The sequence below is a fragment of the Stenotrophomonas sp. 704A1 genome (assembly GCF_030549525.1).
GTDB classification, from domain to species: domain Bacteria; phylum Pseudomonadota; class Gammaproteobacteria; order Xanthomonadales; family Xanthomonadaceae; genus Stenotrophomonas; species Stenotrophomonas tuberculopleuritidis.
The window spans coordinates 2,813,867-2,836,097 of the sequence record NZ_CP130831.1 but is presented as its reverse complement, the minus strand read 5'-3'; the positions used below and the strand labels follow the sequence as shown (position 1 = coordinate 2,836,097).

The 22,231-nt window shown below is 67.1% G+C and carries 21 protein-coding genes; 16 read left to right on the top strand and 5 right to left on the bottom strand.

The genetic code is table 11. From position 1 onward, the window contains the following. Window positions 1-81 precede the first annotated feature (81 nt). Entirely contained in the window at window positions 82-795 is a 714-nt protein-coding gene (locus Q5Z10_RS13265) for an OB-fold protein (RefSeq protein WP_303635893.1), read from the bottom strand. Between the two features lie 214 nt (window positions 796-1,009). Between Q5Z10_RS13265 and tadA the strand changes: the two genes are divergently transcribed. The 4 genes from tadA (at window position 1,010) to Q5Z10_RS13245 (ending at window position 4,424) form a co-directional block, all read left to right on the top strand. Next, entirely contained in the window at window positions 1,010-1,534 is a 525-nt protein-coding gene (gene tadA, locus Q5Z10_RS13260) for a tRNA adenosine(34) deaminase TadA (RefSeq protein WP_303635892.1), read from the top strand. 76 nt (window positions 1,535-1,610) lie between these two features. After that, window positions 1,611-2,183 (top strand): oligoribonuclease, encoded by a 573-nt coding sequence (gene orn / locus Q5Z10_RS13255; RefSeq protein WP_303635891.1) that lies wholly within the window; start codon window positions 1,611-1,613, stop codon window positions 2,181-2,183. 112 nt (window positions 2,184-2,295) lie between these two features. Beyond that, complete coding sequence (locus Q5Z10_RS13250) at window positions 2,296-3,168, top strand: EcsC family protein (RefSeq protein WP_303635890.1); 873 nt, start codon at window positions 2,296-2,298, stop codon at window positions 3,166-3,168. A 140-nt stretch (window positions 3,169-3,308) separates the two neighbouring features. After that, window positions 3,309-4,424 (top strand): alkene reductase, encoded by a 1,116-nt coding sequence (locus tag Q5Z10_RS13245; protein WP_303635889.1) that lies wholly within the window; start codon window positions 3,309-3,311, stop codon window positions 4,422-4,424. 333 nt (window positions 4,425-4,757) lie between these two features. Here the strand turns inward: Q5Z10_RS13245 and Q5Z10_RS13240 are convergent, their stop codons facing one another. The 3 genes from Q5Z10_RS13240 to ppsA all read right to left on the bottom strand — a co-directional run bounded on the left by Q5Z10_RS13240 (window position 4,758) and on the right by ppsA (window position 9,081). After that, window positions 4,758-5,654, bottom strand: a complete 897-nt coding sequence (locus tag Q5Z10_RS13240) for a mechanosensitive ion channel family protein (RefSeq protein ID WP_303635888.1) — start codon at window positions 5,652-5,654, stop codon at window positions 4,758-4,760. Between the two features lie 115 nt (window positions 5,655-5,769). Further along, the gene (locus Q5Z10_RS13235) at window positions 5,770-6,543 is read right to left on the bottom strand and encodes a hypothetical protein (RefSeq protein ID WP_303635887.1); all 774 of its coding nucleotides are present in this window, start codon (window positions 6,541-6,543) and stop codon (window positions 5,770-5,772) included. Between the two features lie 159 nt (window positions 6,544-6,702). Continuing rightward, window positions 6,703-9,081: a phosphoenolpyruvate synthase gene (ppsA, locus tag Q5Z10_RS13230; RefSeq protein WP_303635886.1), complete on the bottom strand. Its 2,379-nt coding sequence runs from the start codon at window positions 9,079-9,081 to the stop codon at window positions 6,703-6,705. A gap of 144 nt (window positions 9,082-9,225) precedes the next feature. On the opposite strand from ppsA, the gene ppsR reads away from it, so the two are divergent. The 3 genes from ppsR to Q5Z10_RS13215 all read left to right on the top strand — a co-directional run bounded on the left by ppsR (window position 9,226) and on the right by Q5Z10_RS13215 (window position 11,228). Then, complete coding sequence (gene ppsR, locus Q5Z10_RS13225; RefSeq protein WP_303635885.1) at window positions 9,226-10,047, top strand: posphoenolpyruvate synthetase regulatory kinase/phosphorylase PpsR; 822 nt, start codon at window positions 9,226-9,228, stop codon at window positions 10,045-10,047. 133 nt (window positions 10,048-10,180) lie between these two features. Then, a complete protein-coding gene (locus Q5Z10_RS13220) occupies window positions 10,181-10,699 on the top strand; it encodes a DUF1249 domain-containing protein (protein WP_303635884.1) in 519 nt (172 codons plus the stop codon). 40 nt (window positions 10,700-10,739) lie between these two features. Then, window positions 10,740-11,228 (top strand): NUDIX hydrolase, encoded by a 489-nt coding sequence (locus Q5Z10_RS13215; RefSeq protein ID WP_303635883.1) that lies wholly within the window; start codon window positions 10,740-10,742, stop codon window positions 11,226-11,228. A 24-nt stretch (window positions 11,229-11,252) separates the two neighbouring features. Here the strand turns inward: Q5Z10_RS13215 and Q5Z10_RS13210 are convergent, their stop codons facing one another. Next, window positions 11,253-11,903: a class I SAM-dependent methyltransferase gene (locus Q5Z10_RS13210; RefSeq protein WP_303635882.1), complete on the bottom strand. Its 651-nt coding sequence runs from the start codon at window positions 11,901-11,903 to the stop codon at window positions 11,253-11,255. A 345-nt stretch (window positions 11,904-12,248) separates the two neighbouring features. On the opposite strand from Q5Z10_RS13210, the gene Q5Z10_RS13205 reads away from it, so the two are divergent. The 9 genes from Q5Z10_RS13205 (at window position 12,249) to Q5Z10_RS13165 (ending at window position 22,187) form a co-directional block, all read left to right on the top strand. Next, a complete protein-coding gene (locus Q5Z10_RS13205; RefSeq protein ID WP_303635881.1) occupies window positions 12,249-12,863 on the top strand; it encodes a CDP-alcohol phosphatidyltransferase family protein in 615 nt (204 codons plus the stop codon). A 22-nt stretch (window positions 12,864-12,885) separates the two neighbouring features. After that, window positions 12,886-13,971 (top strand): class III poly(R)-hydroxyalkanoic acid synthase subunit PhaE, encoded by a 1,086-nt coding sequence (phaE, locus tag Q5Z10_RS13200; protein WP_303635880.1) that lies wholly within the window; start codon window positions 12,886-12,888, stop codon window positions 13,969-13,971. Window positions 13,972-13,974: 3 nt separating this feature from the next. Then, window positions 13,975-15,042, top strand: coding sequence for a class III poly(R)-hydroxyalkanoic acid synthase subunit PhaC (locus Q5Z10_RS13195; RefSeq protein ID WP_303635879.1), 1,068 nt, complete (start codon window positions 13,975-13,977; stop codon window positions 15,040-15,042). A gap of 52 nt (window positions 15,043-15,094) precedes the next feature. Continuing rightward, window positions 15,095-15,466, top strand: coding sequence for a YfeK family protein (locus Q5Z10_RS13190; protein WP_303635878.1), 372 nt, complete (start codon window positions 15,095-15,097; stop codon window positions 15,464-15,466). 50 nt (window positions 15,467-15,516) lie between these two features. Next, window positions 15,517-15,720 (top strand): PspC domain-containing protein, encoded by a 204-nt coding sequence (locus Q5Z10_RS13185; protein ID WP_303635877.1) that lies wholly within the window; start codon window positions 15,517-15,519, stop codon window positions 15,718-15,720. Beyond that, a complete protein-coding gene (locus tag Q5Z10_RS13180; RefSeq protein ID WP_303635876.1) occupies window positions 15,717-16,169 on the top strand; it encodes a hypothetical protein in 453 nt (150 codons plus the stop codon). The genes Q5Z10_RS13185 and Q5Z10_RS13180 overlap by 4 nt, the downstream gene beginning before the upstream one ends. A 790-nt stretch (window positions 16,170-16,959) precedes the next feature. Beyond that, window positions 16,960-17,175: a hypothetical protein gene (locus Q5Z10_RS13175; protein ID WP_025879252.1), complete on the top strand. Its 216-nt coding sequence runs from the start codon at window positions 16,960-16,962 to the stop codon at window positions 17,173-17,175. A 204-nt stretch (window positions 17,176-17,379) separates the two neighbouring features. Next, the gene (locus Q5Z10_RS13170; protein ID WP_303635875.1) at window positions 17,380-19,776 is read left to right on the top strand and encodes a Tex family protein; all 2,397 of its coding nucleotides are present in this window, start codon (window positions 17,380-17,382) and stop codon (window positions 19,774-19,776) included. 209 nt (window positions 19,777-19,985) lie between these two features. After that, the gene (locus Q5Z10_RS13165; RefSeq protein WP_303635874.1) at window positions 19,986-22,187 is read left to right on the top strand and encodes a PAS domain S-box protein; all 2,202 of its coding nucleotides are present in this window, start codon (window positions 19,986-19,988) and stop codon (window positions 22,185-22,187) included. Window positions 22,188-22,231: the final 44 nt, after the last annotated feature.

The following is a 22,231-nucleotide window of genomic DNA, read 5'->3' as shown; positions in this document are numbered from 1 at the left end:
AGGGCGCTATTGTAGAGAAGCGTCTGCTGCAGACAAAAAAGCCCCGCCGAAGCGGGGCTCTGGGTGTCACCGCGTTGTGTCTTACTGCACGGTGCAGGCGGACAGCGCCGGGAAGCCGATGACTTCGCCATTGCCGGTGCAGGCCAGCGTGACCTGCTGCCCCTTCTTCATGCCGGCAGCCACGTCCATGGGCAGGTCGCTGGCCTGTACGAAGCCGAACGGCTTGGCGCTCAGCTGCACGACCGGCTTGTCCATGAAGTCCGAGCTGATCGAATCGACCGTGCCGGAAACCAGCAGCGCCTTGCCCTTGTACTTGCCGTCAGCGGCGATCTCGTTGTCCTGGTAATCCTGGAACAGCGTCGAGGTGCTGACTTCAATAGCAGAGGCGGCCTGCACGTCGCTGGCCACTTCAGGGGCGGCGTTGCCGGCGGCGGTTTCCGCCTCGGCAGCAGCGGTGCTGGCGTCAGCCTGGGCCGCGGCGGCGGCAGCGGTGTACTCGGCACGGCTCTTTTCGGTGATGCCGCTCAGGGTGCCGGCAAAGACCGCCAGACCCACGAAGTACACGATCGGCGACACGATGATCGAGCCCAGCAGCTGGAACAGGCCCTTCATGGCGCCGCCCTTGGCCATGGCAACGATGGCGAGGATGAAGGCCACCAGGTTCAGCGGCCAACCCAGGAACAGGCCCAGGCCCGGGAACGGAATGAGGAAGCACAACCAAGCGATCGCCAGCGTGATCCATGCGGCTTTTCCGGCAGGGCTGGCCTGCACGGTGGTGTCTGCAACTGCGTTCAAAACTACCCCCTGTAGAGATCGAAAGGTGATTTCACTGCCAGGTATCGACAGCACGCCGACGTCGAAAATGCCGAAAGCGCGGGCGCAGCGTGAAGGAGTCTTCACGCAAGATCAAGCGGCATTGCCGCGCCTGGCCGGCGGCGATCTCTGCCGAAGGTCCGGGAGGCCTGCGCTACACTGAGCGGGCGCTGGACCCTTGAACCCGAGAAACACGATGACTGATGCCCTGGGCGTGCCGGTGCACGACGTCGACGAACACTGGATGCGCCACGCGCTGGCACTGGCCGAGCGCGCGCAGCGCGAGTTCGATGAGATCCCGGTGGGCGCGGTGCTGGTCGGCGCCGATGGCCAGCTGCTGGGGGAAGGCTGGAACCTCAACATCGCCTCGCACGACCCCAGCGCGCATGCCGAGATCGTGGCCATGCGCGAGGGTGGGCGGGCGCTGGCCAACCATCGCCTGGTCGGCAGCACCCTGTACGTCACGCTGGAACCGTGTGCGATGTGCGCGATGGCGATCGTGCACGCCCGCGTGGCGCGCCTGGTCTACGGCGCCAGTGACCCCAAGACCGGGGCCTGCGGCAGTGTGTTCGATCTGCTGGGCGATGCCCGGCACAACCACCGGGTGGAGGTTCACGCGGGCGTGCTGGCCAAGGAGGCGAGCAATCGCCTGACCAATTATTTCCGCGCCAAGCGCGGCAAACCGCCGCTGTTGCTGGAAGATCACGGCGGCGAGGGCTGAGCAGCGAAAGGGTATGATGAGCGCCTCTTTCCCTTAACCGGCCGGCCTCGCGCCTGCCCAGCAACGAGGCGACACGATGGCGGAGAACGGCGCGGCCAACGAACGACTGATCTGGATCGACCTGGAAATGACCGGGCTGGATACCGACAACGATTCGATCATCGAGATCGCCACCGTGGTCACCGATGCCCAGCTCAACGTGCTGGCCGAGGGCCCGGAGTTCGCCATCCACCATCCGCTGGAAACGCTGGAAGCGATGGACGAATGGAACCGCAACCAGCACCGCCGCTCGGGCCTGTGGCAGCGCGTGGTGGACAGCACCGTGACCCTGGGCCAGGCCGAAGCGCAGACGGTGAATTTCCTGGCGCAATGGATTCCGGCCGGCCTCTCGCCGATGTGCGGCAACTCCATCTGCCAGGACCGGCGTTTTCTGCACCGGCAGATGCCGCGCCTGGAGAAGTACTTCCACTACCGCAACCTGGACGTGTCCACGGTGAAGGAACTGGCCAAGCGCTGGGCACCCACGGTGGCGGCCGGGGTGGGCAAGAACAGCAGCCATACGGCGCTGAGCGATGTGCACGATTCGATCAACGAGCTGCGCCACTACCGCCAGTTCATGGGCGCGCTGTCAGGCCTGCCGACCGCCTGAGGGTGAGGGTAGCGCCGGGGCGTTCAGGACGCGCCGGCGTCCCGCAACTTGATGCCCTGCGGGCAGCGCCGTCACTACCTTCCGTTCAACTCGGCGGCGCTAAGATCGCCCCATGAACGACCCCATCCTGCTGCCCCGCGATATCGCCCATGACGCCCGCGACTGGTCCGACCTGCAGCGGGCGGTCGCACTGCTGGAGGCGCCGACCCTGACCGCGCGCATGGCCAACGTGGTCGGCACGCCACTGGAGTTCGCGGTGAAGGCGCTGCCGGCGTCGGTGTCCAACCGCATCCACGGTGCGGTGCAGGCGGCGTTGTCCAAGTCCGCGCAGGCGGCGCTGTGGAGCATGGACAATGCGCCGGGCAAGCGTGCCTCCACGCGCTGGCACAAGCTGGCGGCCGCCACCTCGGGAGCCGTGGGCGGCGCCTTCGGCTTCGCCGCACTGTTCATCGAACTGCCGGTGTCGACCACGATCATGATGCGTGCCGTGGCCGACGTGGCCCGCAGTGAAGGCTTCGACCTGTCCCAGTTCAGCACCCGCCAGGCCTGCCTGGAAGTATTCGCGCTGGGCGGCAATTCGCCGCGCGATGACGCCAGCGAGACCGGCTACTACCTGGCCCGCGGTTTCACCACCGACGTCATGCGCCACCTGTCGGCCGAACTGGCCGGGCGCGTGGTGACCGGGCGCGATCTGACCTTGGGTGTCGCACCAAAGGAAGCCGGCAAGCTGCTGGCCAAGCTGGTGGAAAAGGTGGCAGCGCGCTTCGGCGTGGTGGTCACCGAGAAGTTCGCTGCACAGGCGGTGCCGATCGTCGGTGCGGCGGCGGGCGCGACGTTGAATACCATGTTCACCGACTATTACCAGGACATGGCGCGTGGCCATTTCATCGTGCGCCGGCTGGAGCTGAAGTACGGCGAAGAGGTGGTGCGCACCTGCTATGACCGGGTGGCGCATGGCGGGGCGTTGATCGAGCCCACGCTGTAGACCCACGCCGCGCGGGAGGCTGTGGCACGGCCCATCGCCATCCTTGCCTCGCGGGCACAACTGTTTTGCCAGCGCACGCCTGTTGCGCTGCGGCCGGCATCCCCATCCTCTGCGGCAGTCCCCCGCAAGAGAATGCCGCCATGCTGTTCACCCCCCACCGTCTGGGCGCGCTGCTGCTGCCCAACCGTATCGTGATGCCGCCGATGACCCGCTCGCGTGCGGCCGAAGGCAACATCGCCACCCCCCGCATGGCCGAGTACTACGCCCAGCGCGCCGGCGCCGGCCTGATCGTCAGTGAAGGCACCCAGATCAGCCCGCAGGGCCAGGGCTATGCCTGGACGCCGGGCATCCACAGTCCCGAGCAGGTAGAGGGATGGCGTCAGGTGACCGCTGCGGTGCACGCGGCAGGCGGCCGCATCTTTGCCCAGTTGTGGCATGTCGGTCGCGTCTCGCACGTGGCGCTGCAGCCTGGAGGCGCGGCGCCGGTTTCGTCGTCGGCGCTGTTGGCGGAGGGAGTGAAGGTGTTTGTCGACCCGACCGGCGCCGGCCCGGAGGCCGGCGTGGGCGAGATGATCCAGCACTCGATGCCGCGCGCGCTGGCCGAGGAGGAGATTGCAGGCATCGTCGCCGACTATGCGCAGGCGACCCGCAACGCGCTCGCCGCCGGTTTCGATGGCGTCGAACTGCACGGTGCCAACGGCTATCTGATCAACCAGTTCATCGACTCGCAGGCCAACCAGCGTACCGATGGCTATGGTGGCGCGCTGCAGAACCGCCTGCGCTTCCTGCGTGAGGTGGTGCAGGCGGTGGTGGCGGTGGCTGGCGGTGAGCGCGTCGGCGTGCGCCTGGCGCCGCTGACCACCCTGCAGGGCGCGGTGGACGACACGCCGCAGGCGACCTATCTGGCCGCCGCGCACCTGCTGGGCGAGCTGGGGGTTGGCTATGTGCACATTGCCGAGGCCGACTGGGAAGACGCGCCGGTGATGCCGGTGGCCTTCAAGCAGGCGCTGCGGATGGTCTATCCGGGCACGCTGATCTACGCCGGCAAGTACAGCGCCGGGCGCGCCGAGCAGGCGCTGGCCGAGGGCTGGGCCGATCTGATCGGGTTCGGCAGGCCGTTCATCGCCAACCCGGACCTGCCCGAGCGTCTGCGTACCGGCGCAGCCTTGAACGCACCGGATCGCGCGACCTACTTCGGTGGCAGTGAGGCCGGGTACACCGATTACCCGGTGCTGGAAGAGGCCGTCGAAGCCTGATGCCGCATCCGCCGGGCATGGCCCGGCGCTACCCCTTCCCGGTAGCGCCGCGATGCCCGGCGGGATGTCGCGACGCATCGGGTAGCGCCGGGCCATGCCCGGCGGAAAGATCGCAACGCACGGGTAGCGCCGGGCCATGCCCGGCGTAAAGATCGCGACGCATCGGGTAGCGCCGGGCCATGCCCGGCGAAGAGGTCGCGACGCAGCGGTAGCGCCAAGCCATGCCCGGCGGAAAGATCGCAACGCAGCGGGTAGCGCCGGGCCATGCCCGGCGAGCGCCCAGCGCGGCATCGGTGTGCGCCGTCCGGCAGGGCACGACGCACGCCAACAGAATCAGGGCTTGTCGCGCACCAGCGCCTCGGCCTCGACCACGCCGCCATCCTTGCCATGCAGGTACAGATGCATGTCCTGCTGCGGGTATGGAATGTTGATGCCGGCCTTGTCGTAGCCCAGCTTGATCTGTTCGAGCAGGGTGACCTTGGTGCCGAACCAATCGGCGGACTTCACGTAGCAGCGGATGCCGAGATTGATCGCATGTGCGCCCAGCTCGTACACCACCACGTCCGGCGCCGGGGTCTGCAGTACGCGCGGATCGGCCTTCATCAGCGCCAGCGCGGTGTCTCGCGCCAGCTGGATGTTGTCCTCGTAGCCGATGCCCACCACCAGTTCGACGCGGCGGGTCGGTTCGGCGGTCAGGTTGATGATCGGTGCGGCGGTGATCAGCGTGTTCGGAATGGTGGTGTGCTGGTTGTCCGCGCCGGTGATGACGGTCTGGAAGATGCGCACCTCACGCACCGTGCCGGTCTGCCCGGCCACGGTGACCACATCGCCGACGCGGAACGGACGCAGGGTCACCAGCATCACCCCGGAGGCGATGTTGGACAGCGAATCCTTCAGGGCCAGGCCAACGGCCAGGCCGGCGGTGCCGAGCACGGCCAGCAGCGGGGTGATCTGCACGCCGAGCGTGCCGATCGCCAGCACCACCACGATCACCAGTGACGCGGCATAGACCACGTTGCGCAGGAAGCTGCCCAGCATCGGGTCCACGCCCAGACGGGCGGTAGCGCGTGGCATCGCATTAGACAGGCGGCGTGCCACCCACAGGCCCACCAGCAGCACCACGATGGCGGCCAGCAACGGCACGCCGTAGGTTTCCAGCAGGCGCTCCCAGTCGAGTGAGTGGAGCCAGGGGGTTGCGGCGGGGGCGGGTGGGGCAGCGACGGCGATCATGCGGACTCCTTTGCAGCGGTGGTCTTGGCGTGCGCGGACGCCAGAAACACGCACGCCCCGCAGAGGCGGGGAGTGCATGCAGCCGCAGTATGGTTGGACGCCAATGAAAGTGACGTCAGCCTTCTTCGATCAGCACGCCTGTTCCCTTGAGTAGAAAGCGCAGTTCTTGAATCAGATGCGGCTCAACCGTGCTGAGCCAGAGGCGACCAGGTACCAGTTCGTCCAGCGCGCAACCCGGGGTGCCCTGAAGCAGTGCGGCCAGTGTCTTGCCGGGAGCGACGGACGCACCCAGCTGCGCCGGATTCAGCAGGCTGAGCGGGAAGATGTTGCGCGCCTTGCGCAGGCGTGTTTCCGGCGGTGTGTCATACCAGACCTGGTTGCGGTCTTCTTCATCCTGCGGCTGCGTGCCATCAGAATAGCCAGCAATATAGGCCTCTGGGCTGCGCTCGAAGGGTGGGTGGGTGAGGTAGCCGAAATCCCAGTCATGCAGGTGAGTCAGCTCGACCAGAAGCTCCCGGAGCGGGAGCGATGCAAAGGGAAAGCGAACGTCCTCGGAAAACAGGTGCAGTTCGGTTCCAAACTCGGGACAAGAGGCGAAGTCCACCGATGCCGTCAGATCGAAGGCGGGCGAGTCACTTCCTTGGGGTACAGCGACAACACTGAGGAGAGTCAAGTCGTTGAAATCACTGCCCAGAAGTCGTCGATGCGCTGCGTTGCCCAGCTTCGCCATCTTGCCGCTGTGCCCTTTGCCCGAAGCTGCGAAGTAGGTCGGCTGTATTCCACGTGCTTCGAGCGTTGAGATTGAAAGGTCGTGAAAGCGCTTGAATGTCAGTGACGCTGCAGGCGGGTCGGAATGATTGAACAGTCCCAGCGCGAAGGGGATGGTCATGGTGAGAGTGCGGATTGGAAGTGAATTCAGCCTTCCAGTGTGTGTAGTTCAATTCGAGGTAGCTACGGGAATAGTTGCAAATGTCGTATTGGCCCATCTGTGGCCCCAAACGCAGAAACCCCGCGGAGGCGGGGTTTCTGTTTACTGCATGCGGCTGGATCAGCCGTTGGCCTTCAGCTTGGCCAGGCGCAGCCAGGTATCAACCACGGTGTCCGGATTCAGCGACACCGACTCGATGCCTTCCTGCATCAGCCATTCGGCCAGATCCGGGTGGTCGGACGGGCCCTGGCCGCAGATGCCGACGTACTTGCCCTTGGCGCGCGCGGACTTGATCGCCATCGACAGCAGCTTCTTCACCGCCGGATTCCGCTCGTCGAACAGGTGCGCGACGATCGACGAGTCGCGGTCCAGGCCCAGGGTCAGCTGGGTCAGGTCGTTGGAGCCGATCGAGAAGCCGTCGAAGATCTCCAGGAACTCGTCGGCGAGCAGCGCGTTGGACGGCACCTCGCACATCATGATGATCTTCAGGCCGTTCTCGCCCTGCTTCAGGCCGTTCTGGGCCAGCACCTCGACCACCTTGCGGCCTTCTTCCAGGGTGCGCACGAACGGGATCATGACCCACAGGTTGTCCAGGCCCATCTCGTTGCGCACGCGCAGCACGGCCTTGCACTCCAGTGCGAAGGCCGCAGAGAAGCTCGGATCGACGTAGCGGCTGGCGCCGCGGAAACCGATCATCGGGTTCTCTTCGTGCGGCTCGAAGTTGCTGCCGCCGATCAGGTTGGCGTACTCGTTGGACTTGAAGTCCGACAGCCGCACGATCACCGGGTTCGGCGCGACCGAGGCGGTGAGGGTGGCGATGCCTTCGGCCAGGCGGTCCACGTAGAAGCCGACCGGGTCGGAATAACCGGCGATCTTCTCGTCGATCTTCTTCTTCGTCGCCGCATCCTGGCGGTCATACTCCAGCAGCGCGTTGGGGTGGATGCCGATATGGCTGGCGATGATCATTTCCAGGCGTGCCAGGCCGATGCCCGCGTTCGGCAGCTGGCCGAAGTCGAAGGCACGTTCCGGGTTGGCCACGTTCATCATGATCTTCAACGGTGCCGGCGGCATGTTGCCCAGATCGGTGGTGGTGCGCTCGAAGCCGAGCTTGCCTTCGTAGATGAAGCCGGTATCGCCTTCCGCGCAGCTGACGGTGACCAGCTGGCCATCTTCGATGACCTTGGTGGCGTTGCCCGAACCGACCACGGCCGGCACGCCCAGCTCGCGCGCGATGATCGCGGCGTGGCAGGTACGGCCACCGCGGTTGGTGACGATCGCCGATGCACGCTTCATCACCGGTTCCCAATCGGGGTCGGTCATGTCGGCGATCAGCACGTCGCCCGGCTGCACGCGGTTCATGTCATCCAGCGTCTTCACCACGCGGGCCACGCCCGAGCCGATCTTGGCGCCCACGGCGCGGCCTTCGGCCAGCACGTTGCCACCGTTCTCGGTCAGCGCGAAGCGCTCGATCTGGGTGGCATGGCTGCGCGACTTCACCGTTTCCGGGCGCGCCTGCACGATGAACAGCTTGCCGCTGACACCGTCCTTGGCCCACTCGATATCCATCGGGCGACCGTAGTGCTTCTCGATGGTCAGCGCCTGGCGCGACAGTTCGGCCACGTCCTCATCGTTGATCGAGAACGTGGTGCGCAGCTCGGCCGGGGTGTCTTCGATCTTGACGCGCTCACCCGGAACATCCGAGTACACCATGCGGATCGCCTTGCTGCCGAGCGAGCGGCGCAGGATCGCCGGCTTGCCGGCCTGCAGGGTGGGCTTGTAGACGTAGAACTCGTCCGGGTTGACCGCACCCTGCACGACCATTTCGCCGAGGCCGAACGACGAGGTGACGAACACCACGTCGCGGAAGCCGGACTCGGTGTCCAGGGTGAACAGCACGCCGGAGGAGCCGACGCCCGAACGCACCATCAGCTGCACGCCGGCGGACAGGAACACGTCTTCGTGCTTGAAGCCGTGGTGCACGCGGTAGGCGATGGCGCGGTCGTTGTACAGCGAGGCGAACACTTCCTTGACCTTGTGCACGACATCGTCGGCGCCGGTGACGTTGAGGAAGGTTTCCTGCTGGCCGGCGAAGGACGCATCGGGCAGGTCTTCGGCGGTGGCCGAAGAGCGCACCGCCACCGCGACGTCGCCACCGCCGTTGTCGGCGCTCAGCTTGGCGTAGGCGCTGCGGATGTCCTGGTCCAGCTGCGGCTGCAGCGGCGCATCGATCACCCAGCTGCGGATCTCCTTGCCGGCCGCGGTCAGCGCGTTGACGTCCTCGACGTCCAGCGTGGCCAGCTTGTCGTAGATGCGCTTGGACAGGTCGTTGTGCGCAATGAAGTCCTTGAAGGCTTCAGAGGTGGTCGCATAGCCTCCGGGAACGGAGACGCCCAGACCGGCCAGGTTGCCGATCATCTCGCCCAGCGACGAATTCTTGCCGCCTACGCGGGCCAGATCGGCCAGACGCAGTTCGTGCAACCACAGGATGTTCTCGTTCAAGCGCGATGCTCCGTTTGGCCATCGCCCGAGGCGGGCTGAATGGCCGCGTCCGTAGGAAGAAGCCGATATGATGCCGGGCAGACCGCTGTCGGCACAAGCTTGTGCTGGCGGCCCTTTTAGGCTTCGTAGGGGGTAAAAGCGCGCATGTCGACCATCCGTCCGGTGTTCTACGTTTCCGATGGAACCGGTATCACCGCTGAAACCATTGGGCATAGCCTGCTGACCCAGTTCTCCGGGTTCAGCTTCATTACCGACCGGATGTCCTTTGTCGATGACCCCGAAAAAGCCCGGGAAGCCTGTTCCCGGATCCAGGCGGCGGGGGAGCGCTACCAGGTCCGGCCGATCGTGGTGAACTCCTGCGTGGACCAGAGCCTGAGCCTGATCCTGGCCGAGAGCGGGGCGCTGATGCTGGATGTGTTCGCTCCGTTCATCGAGCCGCTGGAGCGCGAGCTGTCCAGTTCGCGCCTGAACCGGGTCGGCCAGGCCCACGGCATGGTTGATTTCGACACCTACCACCGCCGCATCAATGCGATGAATTTCGCGCTGACCCATGACGACGGGATCGCCGTGAACTACGACGATGCCGATGTGATCCTGGTCGCGGTGTCGCGGGCCGGCAAGACCCCCACCTGCATCTATCTGGCCCTGCACTACGGGGTGCGCGCGGCCAACTACCCGTTGACCGATGAGGACCTGGAGAGCGATCGCCTGCCGCCGCGCCTGCGCAATTACCGGCGCAAGCTGTTCGGCCTGACCATCGATCCGGATCGGCTGCAGCAGATCCGCCAGGAGCGCCGCCCGAACTCGCGCTATGCCAACCTGGAGACCTGCAAGCGCGAGGTGGCTGCGGCCGAGGCGATGTTCCAGATGGAACGCATCCCGACCCTGAGCACCACCCACACCTCGATCGAGGAGATCTCCAGCAAGGTGCTGGCGACCCTGGGCCTGCAGCGCGAGCTGTATTGACCGCATCCGCCGGGCATGGCCCGGCGCTACCGGGCCGGAAAACGGGTGCCCATGCCCGGCGACGGTTGAATGCCGCCCTTTGGCCGGGGCCCATCCGTCCCCACGTTGAAGGGCCAACGTGTAGGATCGACCCATGGCCCGAGCCTTGCCCCGTACCGAACGTATTCCCCGCCTGAGCCGGCTGAGCTGGCTCATGGGCCTGTACGCGGAGAACTACCGCCATCTGGTGCGTCTGTTCGCCCCGGCCGAGCTGGTTGCCGGAAGCTATGTGTCCTCGGTGGGGGACGGCCTGGACGTGCGCCTGGACGTGATCGAGTGCCACCGCTACACGGTGGAGCTGCGGCTGACCTACGATCTGGCCGACCCGGTCACCGGCGAGCCCGATCCGTCGGCCTATGTGCGCCTGTACCGGGACGCGCGGCAGGCCGAAACCACCCACTGCTATGTCGGTCGTCGCTGGCAGGACACCATGGGCCTGTACCCGCCACCGGCGGAACTGATCAGCCATCGCATGCGCATGAACACCTTCCTCGGCAAATGGCTGGAGTACCTGGCCGAACGCGGGCATGGCGTGGCGACCCTGCGGCGCGACCCGGACGGCATCGCCGGCGCCGGCGCCGGCGGCGACCGGCGCCTGTCGCTGGTGCGGTGATCGTCCATAATCGGGGGCTGACCCGCCGCCGGACCCGCTCATGCCGTATACGCCGATCATCGCCACCCTGGGCTACGTGCTCTCGCCCGACCGCCGACAGGTACTGATGATCCACCGCAACACCCGGCCCGGCGACCACCATCTGGGCAAGTACAACGGCCTGGGCGGCAAGGTCGAACCGAGCGAAGACGTGGCCGCCGGCATGCGCCGCGAGATCGCCGAAGAAGCCGGAATCGACTGTACTGCCATGCGCCTGCGCGGCACCCTCAGCTGGCCTGGCTTCGGAAAGCACGGCGAGGACTGGTTCGGTTTCGTGTTCGTCATCGACAGCTTCGAAGGTACCCCGCATGGCGGCAATCACGAAGGCACCCTGGAATGGGTGGACGTGGACAAGCTCGACCAGCTGCCGATGTGGGAGGGCGACCGCAACTTCCTGCCGCTGGTGTTCGACGCGGACCCGCGCCCGTTCCACGGGGTGATGCCCTACCGGGATGGGCGCATGCAGAGCTGGTCGTACAGCCGGCTCTGACCGGGCCACACCCGGCCGAGCGGTTCAGCGCCGGTGCGCCAGCAGCAGGTGGAAATGCTTCTCGCGAGCCTGGCCATCGTTGCCCTCGGCCATTTCGCGGTGCGCGCGCCAGGCCGAGACGGTGAAGCCGGATACCCGCAGCGCCCGTTCAACGGCATCCAGATCATGCAGGTGGAAGCCGGCGGCAAACGGCAGGCTGCGCATGAAGCCGGCATCGCCGAAGGCCAGGCACAGGCGGCCGCCGTGGCGCAGCACCCGTGCCACCTCGTCCAGCACCGGAGACAGGTTGGGCCAGAAGTACAGGGTGTTGACCGCCAGCGCGGCGTCGACGCTGGCCTCGGGCAGGGGCAGGGCATGGGCGTCGCCGGCGTGCACGCTGGCGCGGTCCGCCAGCCCGGCATCCCGCAGCCGCCGGTTGCCGGCATCGACCATCGCCGCTGACCATTCGATGCCCTGATAGCGGCTGCCGCTGGCCTGCAGCAACAGCGGGGCGAAGGCGGCATTGCCGGGGCCGATCTCCAGCACCTGCTCGCCGGTCGAGACTGCCAGCAGCGTGATCGCCGCCTGGTTGAGCGCGCCATTGCTGCGGTTCATCGACTCGCCGACCGCCAGCGCGGCCTCGCCATGGGGCTGCCGCAGCTGCGCGGCCAGGGTGTGTGCATCCAGCATCGACATCGTCCGTCGGTAGGAAATCGGACGTGGCGGCGGCGGGTCCGCCGGTGACCATAGCGCCGCTCGAGTGGCTTGGGAAGTAGGAAAACCCCGGCATAGGGTGATGAGGAAATGGCCAGCGTCGCAGTCGGTGAGATCTGGTTGTCCACAGGGGGTGTGGATTACGCGTGGGCAACTTTGTGGATAAGCGGCGGCAGGCTCCACCCCCCTAGGCTGTCAAGATGGGTGGCTAAAAATTCACCGCTGGTGACGACCGGTGAGCGATGGGTGAAGGCGACGGGCCGCGCCTGCTGTTGCCTGCGGCGGTGCACGCGGTACCCTGTGGGCCTTGATGGCCCGTGAGACCCCATGAAACGTCACTTCTCGATGCTGCGCGAGTTCCAGCTGGCAGACTGGTTCACCCTGGCCAACGCCTTCTGCGGCACGGGTGCGGTGTTCGCGGCGATGCGCTTCCTGCAGGATGGCGAGCGCGGCTACCTGCTGTTTGGCATGGCGTTGATCCCGCTGGCGTTCATCTTCGATGCGCTCGATGGCCGCATCGCGCGCTGGCGCAAATCCAGCTCCACCCTTGGGCGTGAACTGGACTCGCTGTCCGACGTGATCTCGTTCGGCGTGGCACCGGCCGCGCTGGCCTATGCCTGTGGCATGCAGGGTGGCTGGGACTGGCTGGTGCTGAGCTATTTCGTCTGCTGCGGCGTCAGCCGCCTGGCCCGCTACAACGTCACCGCCGAAGCGATGTCCGGCGACGAGGGCAAGGTGAAGTACTTCGAGGGCACGCCGATTCCGACCAGCCTGGCGCTGGTGATCGTGCTGGCCATCGCGGCAGGTACCGACGCCATCGGCCACGATCTGTGGCTGGGGCAGTGGCAGCTGGGTCCGTGGCAGCTGCATCCGCTGGTGCTGCTGTTTGCCCTGTCCGGGTCGCTGATGATCAGCAAGACCCTGCGTATTCCCAAGCCATGATCCCGCACTGCGGAGACGCGCCATGACCGGCTCGAGCCACGATGCAGGCAGCAGCGATTTCGAGAACCTGGCCCGGCAGTACTTCGGCGCCTGGGGGGATGCGCTGCGCCATGCTGCGGTTCCCGGCGCGCCCGCCGGCGCTGATCCGGGCAGCTGGCAGCACCTGTTCGACTGGTGGGGTCAGCTGCTTCCCGAGCACGGCAGCGGCGCGCCGGAAGACGCCGTGCGGCGGTTCCGCGAACAGGCCGGCAGCTGGTACGGCACCATGCAGGAAGTGGCTGCGCGCTTCGCCGGCCGCGACGCCAGCAGTGCCGAGGTTGCCCAGGCGTGGCGCGAGGCAGTGAAGGGGCAGGGCGACGGCATGTTGCAGTGGATGCTGCAGGGCGCCCGTGGCAGCACCCATGCCGGCGCCGCCGTGCCTGAGTTCGCCGCGTGGCTGCAGCAGTTCCAGCTGCAGGCCGGCCCGTGGCTGCAGAGCCCGGCCTTCGGCCCCGGGCGTGAGCACCAGGCGCGCTGGCAGGCCCTGCTGCGCGCGCAGGAAGAGTACCAGCGCCATTCGCGGGCCTACGTCGAGCAGATCCAGCAGGCGCTGGACGAAGCGTTCGACCTGTTCGAGCAGCGTCTGGCCCAGCACGAGCAGCCGGGCAGCCAGCTGACCAGTGCGCGGGCGATGTTCGACCTGTGGATCGAAGTGGCCGAAGAGGCCTACGCCAAGGTCGCCATGTCCGAACCATTCCAGCAGGTGTATGCCTCGCTGGGCAATGCACAGATGCGCCTGCGCGCCGGCCTGCAGCGTGAGGTGGAACAGATGAGCGAACGCATCGGTCTGCCGACCCGCACCGAAATGGATGCCGCGCACCGCCGCATCGCCGAGCTGGAGCGCAGCCTGCGCCGGCTGCAGGCCCAGGTCGCGATGCTGGCTGCCAGCCCTGCGGTGGATCCGGTGGCGCAACCGGCACCGGCGAACGTGAAGCCGGCCGCGCGCAAGGCGTCGACCCGCGCGGCGGCGAAGAAGGCGGCGAAGAAGGCTGAACCGGCAACGCGTGCCAGCGCGCGCAAGGCGCCGGCCGGCAAGGCTGCGCCGCGCAGCACCCCGCGGAAGTCCTGAGCCATGAAAGGACCGCTGGGTTTCAACGCCGATGACCTGATGCAGGAGACCCTGGCCATGCAGCGCAAGCTGATGGAAGGGCTGAAGCTGCTGCCGCAGGTGGAGGACGTCGACTACGGCGTGACCGCCCGCGAGGAAGTGTGGCGCGATGGCAAGGTGGTGCTGTACCGCTTCGTCGGCGAACAGGCGCCGACCCGGCGCACGCCCCTGCTGATCGTCTATGCCCTGGTCAACCGGCCGTACATGGTCGACCTGCAGGCCGACCGTTCGCTGGTGCAGAAGCTGCTGGCCCTGGGCCAGGACGTCTACGTGCTGGACTGGGGCTACCCGGACCGCTCCGAGCGTTTCCAGACCCTGGAGGACTACCTGCTGCGCTACATCGACGGCGCGGTGGATGCGCTGCGTGCGCGCAGCGGTGTTCCGGTCGATCTGCTCGGGATCTGCCAGGGCGGCGTGTTTGCCCTGTGCTATGCGGCGCTGCGCCGGCGCAAGCTGGGCAATCTGATCACCATGGTCACGCCGGTCGACTTCCACACCGCCGACAACATGCTCTCGCACTGGGCGCGGCAGGTGGACGTGGACCTGCTGGTGGACACGCTGGGCAACATCCCGGCCGACCTGATGAACGCCAGCTACCTGATGCTCAAGCCGTTCCGCCTGAACGTGCAGAAGTACGTCGGCCTGCTGGACATCCTCGATGACCGGGCCGCGCTGGAGGATTTCCTGCGCATGGAAAAGTGGATCTTCGATTCGCCGGACCTGGCGGGCGAGGCCTTCCGTGAGTTCATCAAGCAGTTCTACCAGGGCAACGGGCTGATCAACGGCACGGTGCGGATCGGCGAGGAAGCGGTGGACCTGTCACAGGTGACGTTGCCGGTACTGAACCTCTACGCCGAGCAGGACCATCTGGTCCCGCCGGATGCGTCGCGCGCGATGCGCGGGCGCCTGGGCACCGAGGACTACACCGAATCCAGTTTCCGCGGCGGGCACATCGGCATCTATGTGTCCGGGCGTGCGCAGCGCGAAGTGCCGGCCACCATCGATGGCTGGCTGAAGGCCCGCGAGGCGTGAGGATCGATCCGCTGCGGTAAGATCCCGCCTGCCCGACGGCCTGGAGGCCACGATGTCGCAACGGATTCTGATGGTATCTGCCGCGCTGCTGCTGGCCGCGCCGTTCGCCCACGCGGCCCCCAGTGCCGAGGCGCGTAGTGAGATCGCGCAGTTGATCTCCAGCCTGGACGGCTCCCCATGCCGTTTCCAGCGCAATGGCACCTGGCACGACGGCAGCGATGCGCGCGCGCACCTGCAGCGCAAGTACGATTACCTGCTGAAGAAGAACAGGGTGGACAGCGCTGAGCAGTTCATCGAGCGTGCGGCCAGCCAGAGCAGCATGAGTGGCAAGCCCTACCGCATCCAATGCCCGGGGCAGCCGGAGCAGACCGCAGCGGCCTGGTTCGGCGCGCGCCTGAAGGCGCTGCGGCAACGCACGCCGTAGACATGGCCGGCGCTACAGTAGGCGCAACCTGTCCAGCGGGAGCTGCCGCCATGAGTACCGTGCCACGCACGCTGTCGCGTTCACTGAATGACCGCATGATCGCCGGGGTGATGGGCGGTATCGCCCATCGGTTCGGCTGGAACCCGACCCTGGTGCGGGTGCTGTATGTGGTGATTTCGCTGGCCTCGGCCGCGTTCCCCGGCATCCTGGTCTATCTGCTGCTGTGGCTGCTGATCCCCAACGAGGCCGATTGAACGCCGTACCAGGCCCCGCGCCGTTCTGGCTGCGCGCGCTGCAGGTGCTGGGCGCGGCATGGACGCTGCCCAATTCCCTGATCGGCCTGCTCGGCGGGCTGGCGGGTGTGCTGGCGGGCGCCCGGATGCGCTGGAGCGCCCGCGATTGTGCGGTGGTGTTCGACCATTGGCCGTGGGGACCGGGCGGGGCGATCACGCTGGGCAATGTGATCCTGCATACCGGGCACGACCTGGGAATGTCCTGCCGCACCTATGCGCACCAGGCCGGGTGGTGCGTGGAGCCACTGATCCGGCTGGATGACCACGAACGCGCCCACGTCTACCAGTACCTGGTGCTGGGTCCGCTGTACCTGCCGGTGTACCTGCTGTGCGGCGGGGTGAGTGCGCGCAACCCGTTCGAGCGCGCGGCCGATCATTACGCCCGGTTCGGGCATGGCTGGTGGCCGTAGGTTCCAGCCAACGGCGCAGCCCCTCGTGGCTTGGTCGTTGAATGCCTGCTTCCTGGGGGCTGGCCGGGTGGGTGGGGCTGGCGGGGACGCCGTGAACCCGTCCATGGGGGCTTAGCCGCGGCATCCATGCCGCGGATACCCCGCCAGCCCCACCCACCCGGCCGCTGACAATTTCCGTGCGCGCCAAGCCACTGAAGAGAATAAAGAACAGCAAAAGCGGGTCGCGCGCTGCGCTTGCTCATGAGCCGAGCATGGCTTGGCTCTACAGGAAGCAACAAAGCAGCCGGCCAGGCTGCTTTTGCTTTTGATCTTCTTTTTCTTTTCCGTGGCTGGACGTGCCCGAAAACCGTCGGGGGTCGGTCGGGGTGGGTTCGCGGGACCGTTGGCGCCATGGATGGCGCCATCGATCCCCCATGGGTGAGGGGGCTTTGGTTGCGAAGCACTGCTTCGCAAGCGCCCGAACGCACAGCCGCCAGCGGCTGGGCCGGACCCCGGAGGGGGGTTTACGGCGTGTCCCGCGAACCCACCCCGACCGACCCAATCACATGAAGCGCATTTCGCGACCAAGCCACGAGGGGCTGGCCGTTGGCTGGAAACCCCCGATTCGTTAGCCGCAAGTTAAAGATCCGTAAGCATTCTGCTGCGATTCCGCCGTCATCTGCATGCAACCGATCGTCATTAGCCTTCGTGACGTTCCAGTCAGGTTCGACGCGGTAAGCTCTCCCTCGATGAGCTCGCAGCATCGCTCATCGTGTGCAGTACGCAGTAGCAATTTGGAGGAAGACATCACATGGCAATCGTTCTTTATGTCGGTGGTAGCAAGGATGGCGAGAAGGGCGTGGTGCCCTACGGCTTCAGCAAATCCCGCGCCGATACCGCGCTGGGGCCGGAGTTCTACACGGAGCGGTTCATGGAACTGCAGGGTGTCGGCAAGGTCCGCCTGATGGCGCTGGAGAGCCTGCGTGACGACATCGTCATGCAGCGTGCCGCCCGCCACTACCGCTGACCTTCGCAATACGCGGCAGGGCGCGCCCACCATCGCGCGCCCGCGCCGGCATCCCAGCCCGGGGCCCGTCCGAGCCCCCCTGCCAGGATGCCGGCGTCCACTCCGGACCTGCCCGCTGAACCGTCCCCCTGTCAACGCCTTGTCCCTGCCGGCTGCGCATTGCAAGAATGGGCCTTTCCCGTAATGCGGCCCAGGCCGGAAGCAATGCACGACGCCAAGCACGCCCAGCGCACGCTCGCCCAGCAGATCGCCCAGACCATCGCCGACGAGATCGGTGCCCAGCCCACCCAGGTCAGTGCCGCCGTCGGCCTGCTCGACGAGGGCGCCAGCGTTCCGTTCATCGCCCGCTACCGCAAGGAAGTCACCGGCGGCCTGGACGATACCCAGCTGCGCAACCTGGAGACCCGCCTGACCTACCTGCGGGAACTGGAAGACCGCCGCGCCGCCGTGCTGGCCAGCATCGGCGAACAGGGCAAGCTCAGTGATGCGCTGCGCGGCGAGATCCTCGCCGCCGACACCAAGAGCCGGCTGGAAGACCTGTACCTGCCGTACAAGCCCAAGCGCCGTACCCGTGCCCAGATCGCCCGCGAGGCGGGTCTGGAACCGCTGGCCGATGGCCTGCTCGGTGATCCGACCCGGGACCCGCAGGTGTTCGCCGCCGGCTTCATCGATGCCGACAAGGGCGTGGCCGATGCCAAGGCTGCGCTGGAAGGTGCACGTGCCATCCTGATGGAGCGCTGGGGTGAAGATGCCACGCTGGTCGGTGAGCTGCGTGGCTGGCTGGGCGAGCAGGGGGTGATCCGCGCCCGCGTCGCCGAAGGCAAGGAAACCGAAGGCGCCAAGTACCGCGACTATTTCGAGCATGCCGAACTGCTGGCCAGGATTCCGTCGCATCGGTTGCTGGCCCTGTTCCGCGCGCGCCGCGAAGAGATCCTGTTCCTGGAACTGGACCCGGGCAAGGACGCCGAGGCCGGCCACCAGTACGCCGAAGGACGCGTGGCCTACCATGCCGGCGTCCGTGACGCGGGCCGTCCGGGTGATCGCTGGCTGCTGGATGCCTGCCGCCTGACCTGGCGCGCCAAGCTGCACATGCACCTGCTGCTGGACCTGTTCAACCAGGCCCGCGAGAAGGCCGAGGCCGAGGCCATCACCGTGTTCGGTGACAACCTCAAGGACCTGTTGCTGGCGGCACCGGCCGGTCCCAGGAACGTGCTGGGGCTGGATCCGGGCATCCGTACCGGCTGCAAGATCGCCGTGGTCGATGCCACCGGCAAGCTGGTCGCCACCGATACCATCTACCCGCACGAACCCCGCCGGCAGTGGGAGCAATCGCTGCAGACGATCCGGCAGCTGTGCGTCCGGCACAACGTGCAACTGATCGCGATCGGCAACGGTACCGCCAGCCGCGAGACCGACAAGCTGGCCGGCGAAGTCATCAAGGCCCTGGGCGACAACGCGCCGCAGAAGATCGTGGTCAGTGAAGCCGGCGCATCGGTGTATTCGGCGTCGGAAGTGGCGGCCCGGGAGTTCCCGGACCTGGACGTGTCGATCCGCGGCGCGGTATCGATCGCACGCCGCCTGCAGGATCCGCTGGCCGAGCTGGTCAAGATCGAGCCCAAGGCGATCGGCGTTGGCCAGTACCAGCACGACGTGGACCAGTACCGGCTGGCGCGCGCGCTGGATGCGCGCGTGGAGGACTGCGTGAACGCGGTCGGCGTGTACGTCAATACTGCTTCGGCTGCGCTGCTGTCGCGCGTGTCGGGCCTGTCCTCGACCGTGGCGGAGAACATCGTGCGCCACCGCGACGACAACGGCCCGTTCAAACGGCGCAAGGACCTGCTGAAGGTGTCGCGGCTGGGCGAGAAGACGTTCGAGCAGTGCGCCGGCTTCCTGCGCATCGCCGATGGTGACGAGCCGCTGGACGCCTCCTCGGTGCACCCCGAAGCCTATCCGGTGGTGGAGCGCATCGTGGCCAGCACCGCCCGCCCGATCAAGGCGCTGATCGGCGACGGCAGCTTCCTGCGCAGCCTGAAGGCCGAGCAGTTCACCGATGCCACCTTCGGTGTGCCGACCGTGCGCGACATCCTCAGGGAGCTGGAAAAACCCGGCCGCGATCCCCGGCCGGAGTTCAAGGCGGCGCGGTTCGCAGAGGGCGTGGAAGACATCAAGGACCTGCGTGAAGGCATGGTGCTGGAAGGCGTGGTCAGCAACGTGGCCGCGTTCGGTGCGTTCGTCGATATCGGTGTGCACCAGGATGGCCTGATCCACATCTCGGCGTTGTCCGATACCTACGTGAAGGATCCGCGTGACGTGGTCAAGGCCGGCGATATCGTCAAGGTGAAGGTGCTGGAGGTGGACGTCGCGCGCAAGCGCATCGCCCTGACCCGGCGGCTGGACGACACCCCGGGCCAGGCCACCAGCCGGCCGGGCGGCCGCGAGGAGCGCGGCCCGGCACAGGGTGCACGCCGCGACGGCGGCGCCCCGGGCCAGGGGCGCGGCGGGCAGGGTCGGGGGCCGGGCAGCGGCGGTCGTCCGGCAACGTCCGCGCCGCCGGCCAACAACGCCCTGGCCGAAGCCTTCGCCCGCGCCAAGCGCAGCTGAGGCAGCCTTCCCCCCTTTCGGCCACGCCGCAAGGGGGGACTTGTCGTTGTTCCCCGGCAATGCGCACACTTGCGCTGGAAGGGGGAGCCACTGGGCCACCCCGCTGTCGCCGGGGAGGCCATGACGCCAGCACCATCCGCTCGGATCGGACACGGTTGCGGCAGCTTGCCGCCGGCCGCGCCCCCCTGTGCCCGCAGGGGGAACCGCTGATGGCCGGCCACGACACCGCGCACGATCCGCTGCTGGAGCACCGCCTGCAGGAACTGGCCGAGGAGCGTCGGCGGCTGGCGATGATCATCGAGGGAACGGCGGCGGGTACCTGGGAATGGAATGTCCAGAGCGGGCAGATGCGGGTCAATGCCCGCTGGGCTGAAATCGTCGGCTACCGGCTGGACGAACTGGAGCCGATCTGCCAGAAGACCTTCATCGCGCTGGTGCATCCGGACGACCTGGCGCTCTCCGATGCGGCGCTGCAGGAGCACTTCGACGGCCGCTCCGACAACTACGCGTGCCTGCTGCGGATGCGCCACAAGAACGGCCGCTGGATCTGGATCCATGATCGTGGCCGGGTGTTCGAATGGGATGGCCAGGGGCGGCCGCTGTGGATGGCCGGCGCCCATGCCGATGTCACCGAGCTGCAGCAGGCGCGCCAGGATGCCGCGGAGATGCGGCAGCGCCTGCAGGCGGTGGTCGATGCGTCCGACGAAGTGGCGGTGATCGCCACCGGCAACGACGGCATCATCACGCTGTTCAATACCGGGGCGCAGCGTCTGCTCGGTTACAGCGCAGCCGAAGTGGTTGGAGTGCGCAGGCTCGATGCGTTCCACGATCCGGACGAGCTGGCTGCCTGGCTGCAGCCGCTTGCTGCGGCCGATGGGCAGCTGCCCGACGTGTTCGAAGCGCTCAGTGCCCGTGCCGAAGGGCAGACCTATTCGCGGCAATGGACGCTGTTGCGCAAGGATGGGCAGCGTCGCCAGGTACGCCTGTCGATCAGTCGCATGGACGGTACCGAGGGCGAGCGCATCGGCTATGTGGGCATGGCCATCGATATCACCGAGATCCTGCAGGCCCGTGCAGAAGCGCGGTTGTCCGCAGAGAAATTCGCGGGCGCGTTCACCTCGGCGGCACTGGGCATGGCGCTGGTGTCGCTGGAAGGGCGTTGGCTGGACGTCAATGAAGCCCTGTGCCGCATTCTCGGTTACCCGCGCGAGGAACTGCTGCAGGTCGACTTCCAGCGGCTGACCCACCCGGCCGACCTGCAGACCGACCTGGCGCTGGTGGAGGACCTGCTGGCGGGCCGGCGCAGTCACTACCACCTGGAGAAGCGCTATATCGGCCGCGACGGCAACGTCATCTGGGCGCGCCTGTCGGTGTCGCTGGTGCGCAACGAGTGTGGCGAGCCGCTGCATTTCGTGTCACAGATCCAGGACGTCAGCGCCCAGCGCAGCAGCGAGCAGCGCCTGTATGAAAGCGAACAGCGCAGCCGCATCACCCTGGATGCGGTGACCGACCTGGTGCTCAGTGTCGCGCTTGACGGCCGTATCGAATATGCCAACGCCGCTGCCGTGCGCCTGCTTGCCGGCGACGGCGCGCTGTCGCTGGCGGGTCACCATGTCCAGGACGTGCTGGCGCTGACCACCGAATACGCGCCGCAGTCGCAGCTGGATGTGGACGTGCTGCTGGACCCGGACGGCAACGCGGTGGACCTGCATGCGGACCTGCTGCTGCGGATGGGCGCAGCGACCGTGCCGGTGGACCTCACACGTGCATGGCTGCGCGATGATGAAGGGCACGTGCGCGGCGCGGTCTGGGTGTTGCGCGATGACACCCAGCAGCGTGCCCGCCAGCGCGAGGCGCGGCATCTGGCGGAAATGGATCCGCTGACCGAGCTGAGCAACCGCCGTGGCTTCGAGGCGCACCTGCAGCAGGCGATCACCCGCGTCGAACGTACCGGCCAGGCGGCGTCCCTGATGTACATCGACCTGGACCGGTTCAAGCCGGTCAACGACACCTGGGGCCACCTCGCCGGGGACGCAGTGCTGTGGGCCGTGGCCAGCGTACTGCGGCATGGCGTGCGCGATTCGGACGTGGTTGCGCGCCTCGGTGGCGACGAGTTCGCGGTGATCCTGTCCGGCTGCACGCCGCGGCGCGCGGCCCGCATCGGCGGAGAACTGCTGCATACCCTGTCCAGCCTGTCCATTCCCTGGGACCAGCACCGTCTGCGGATCGGCGCGAGCATCGGCATCGCAGCACTGGCTGCAGGCATGAGCGTCGACCAGGCCGTCGCCGCCGCGGACGCGCAGTGCTACCGGGCAAAAGCCATGGGCCGCAACAACGTGCAGGTGCAGGGCGAGAGCGGAGAGCTGCCCGGCGACGCCGCCGCGGACGGCAGCGACGTTGGTACCGGCTGATCTCAGCCTGTGAGAGCGGGGCGGCGAATACTGCGGCCGTGCCC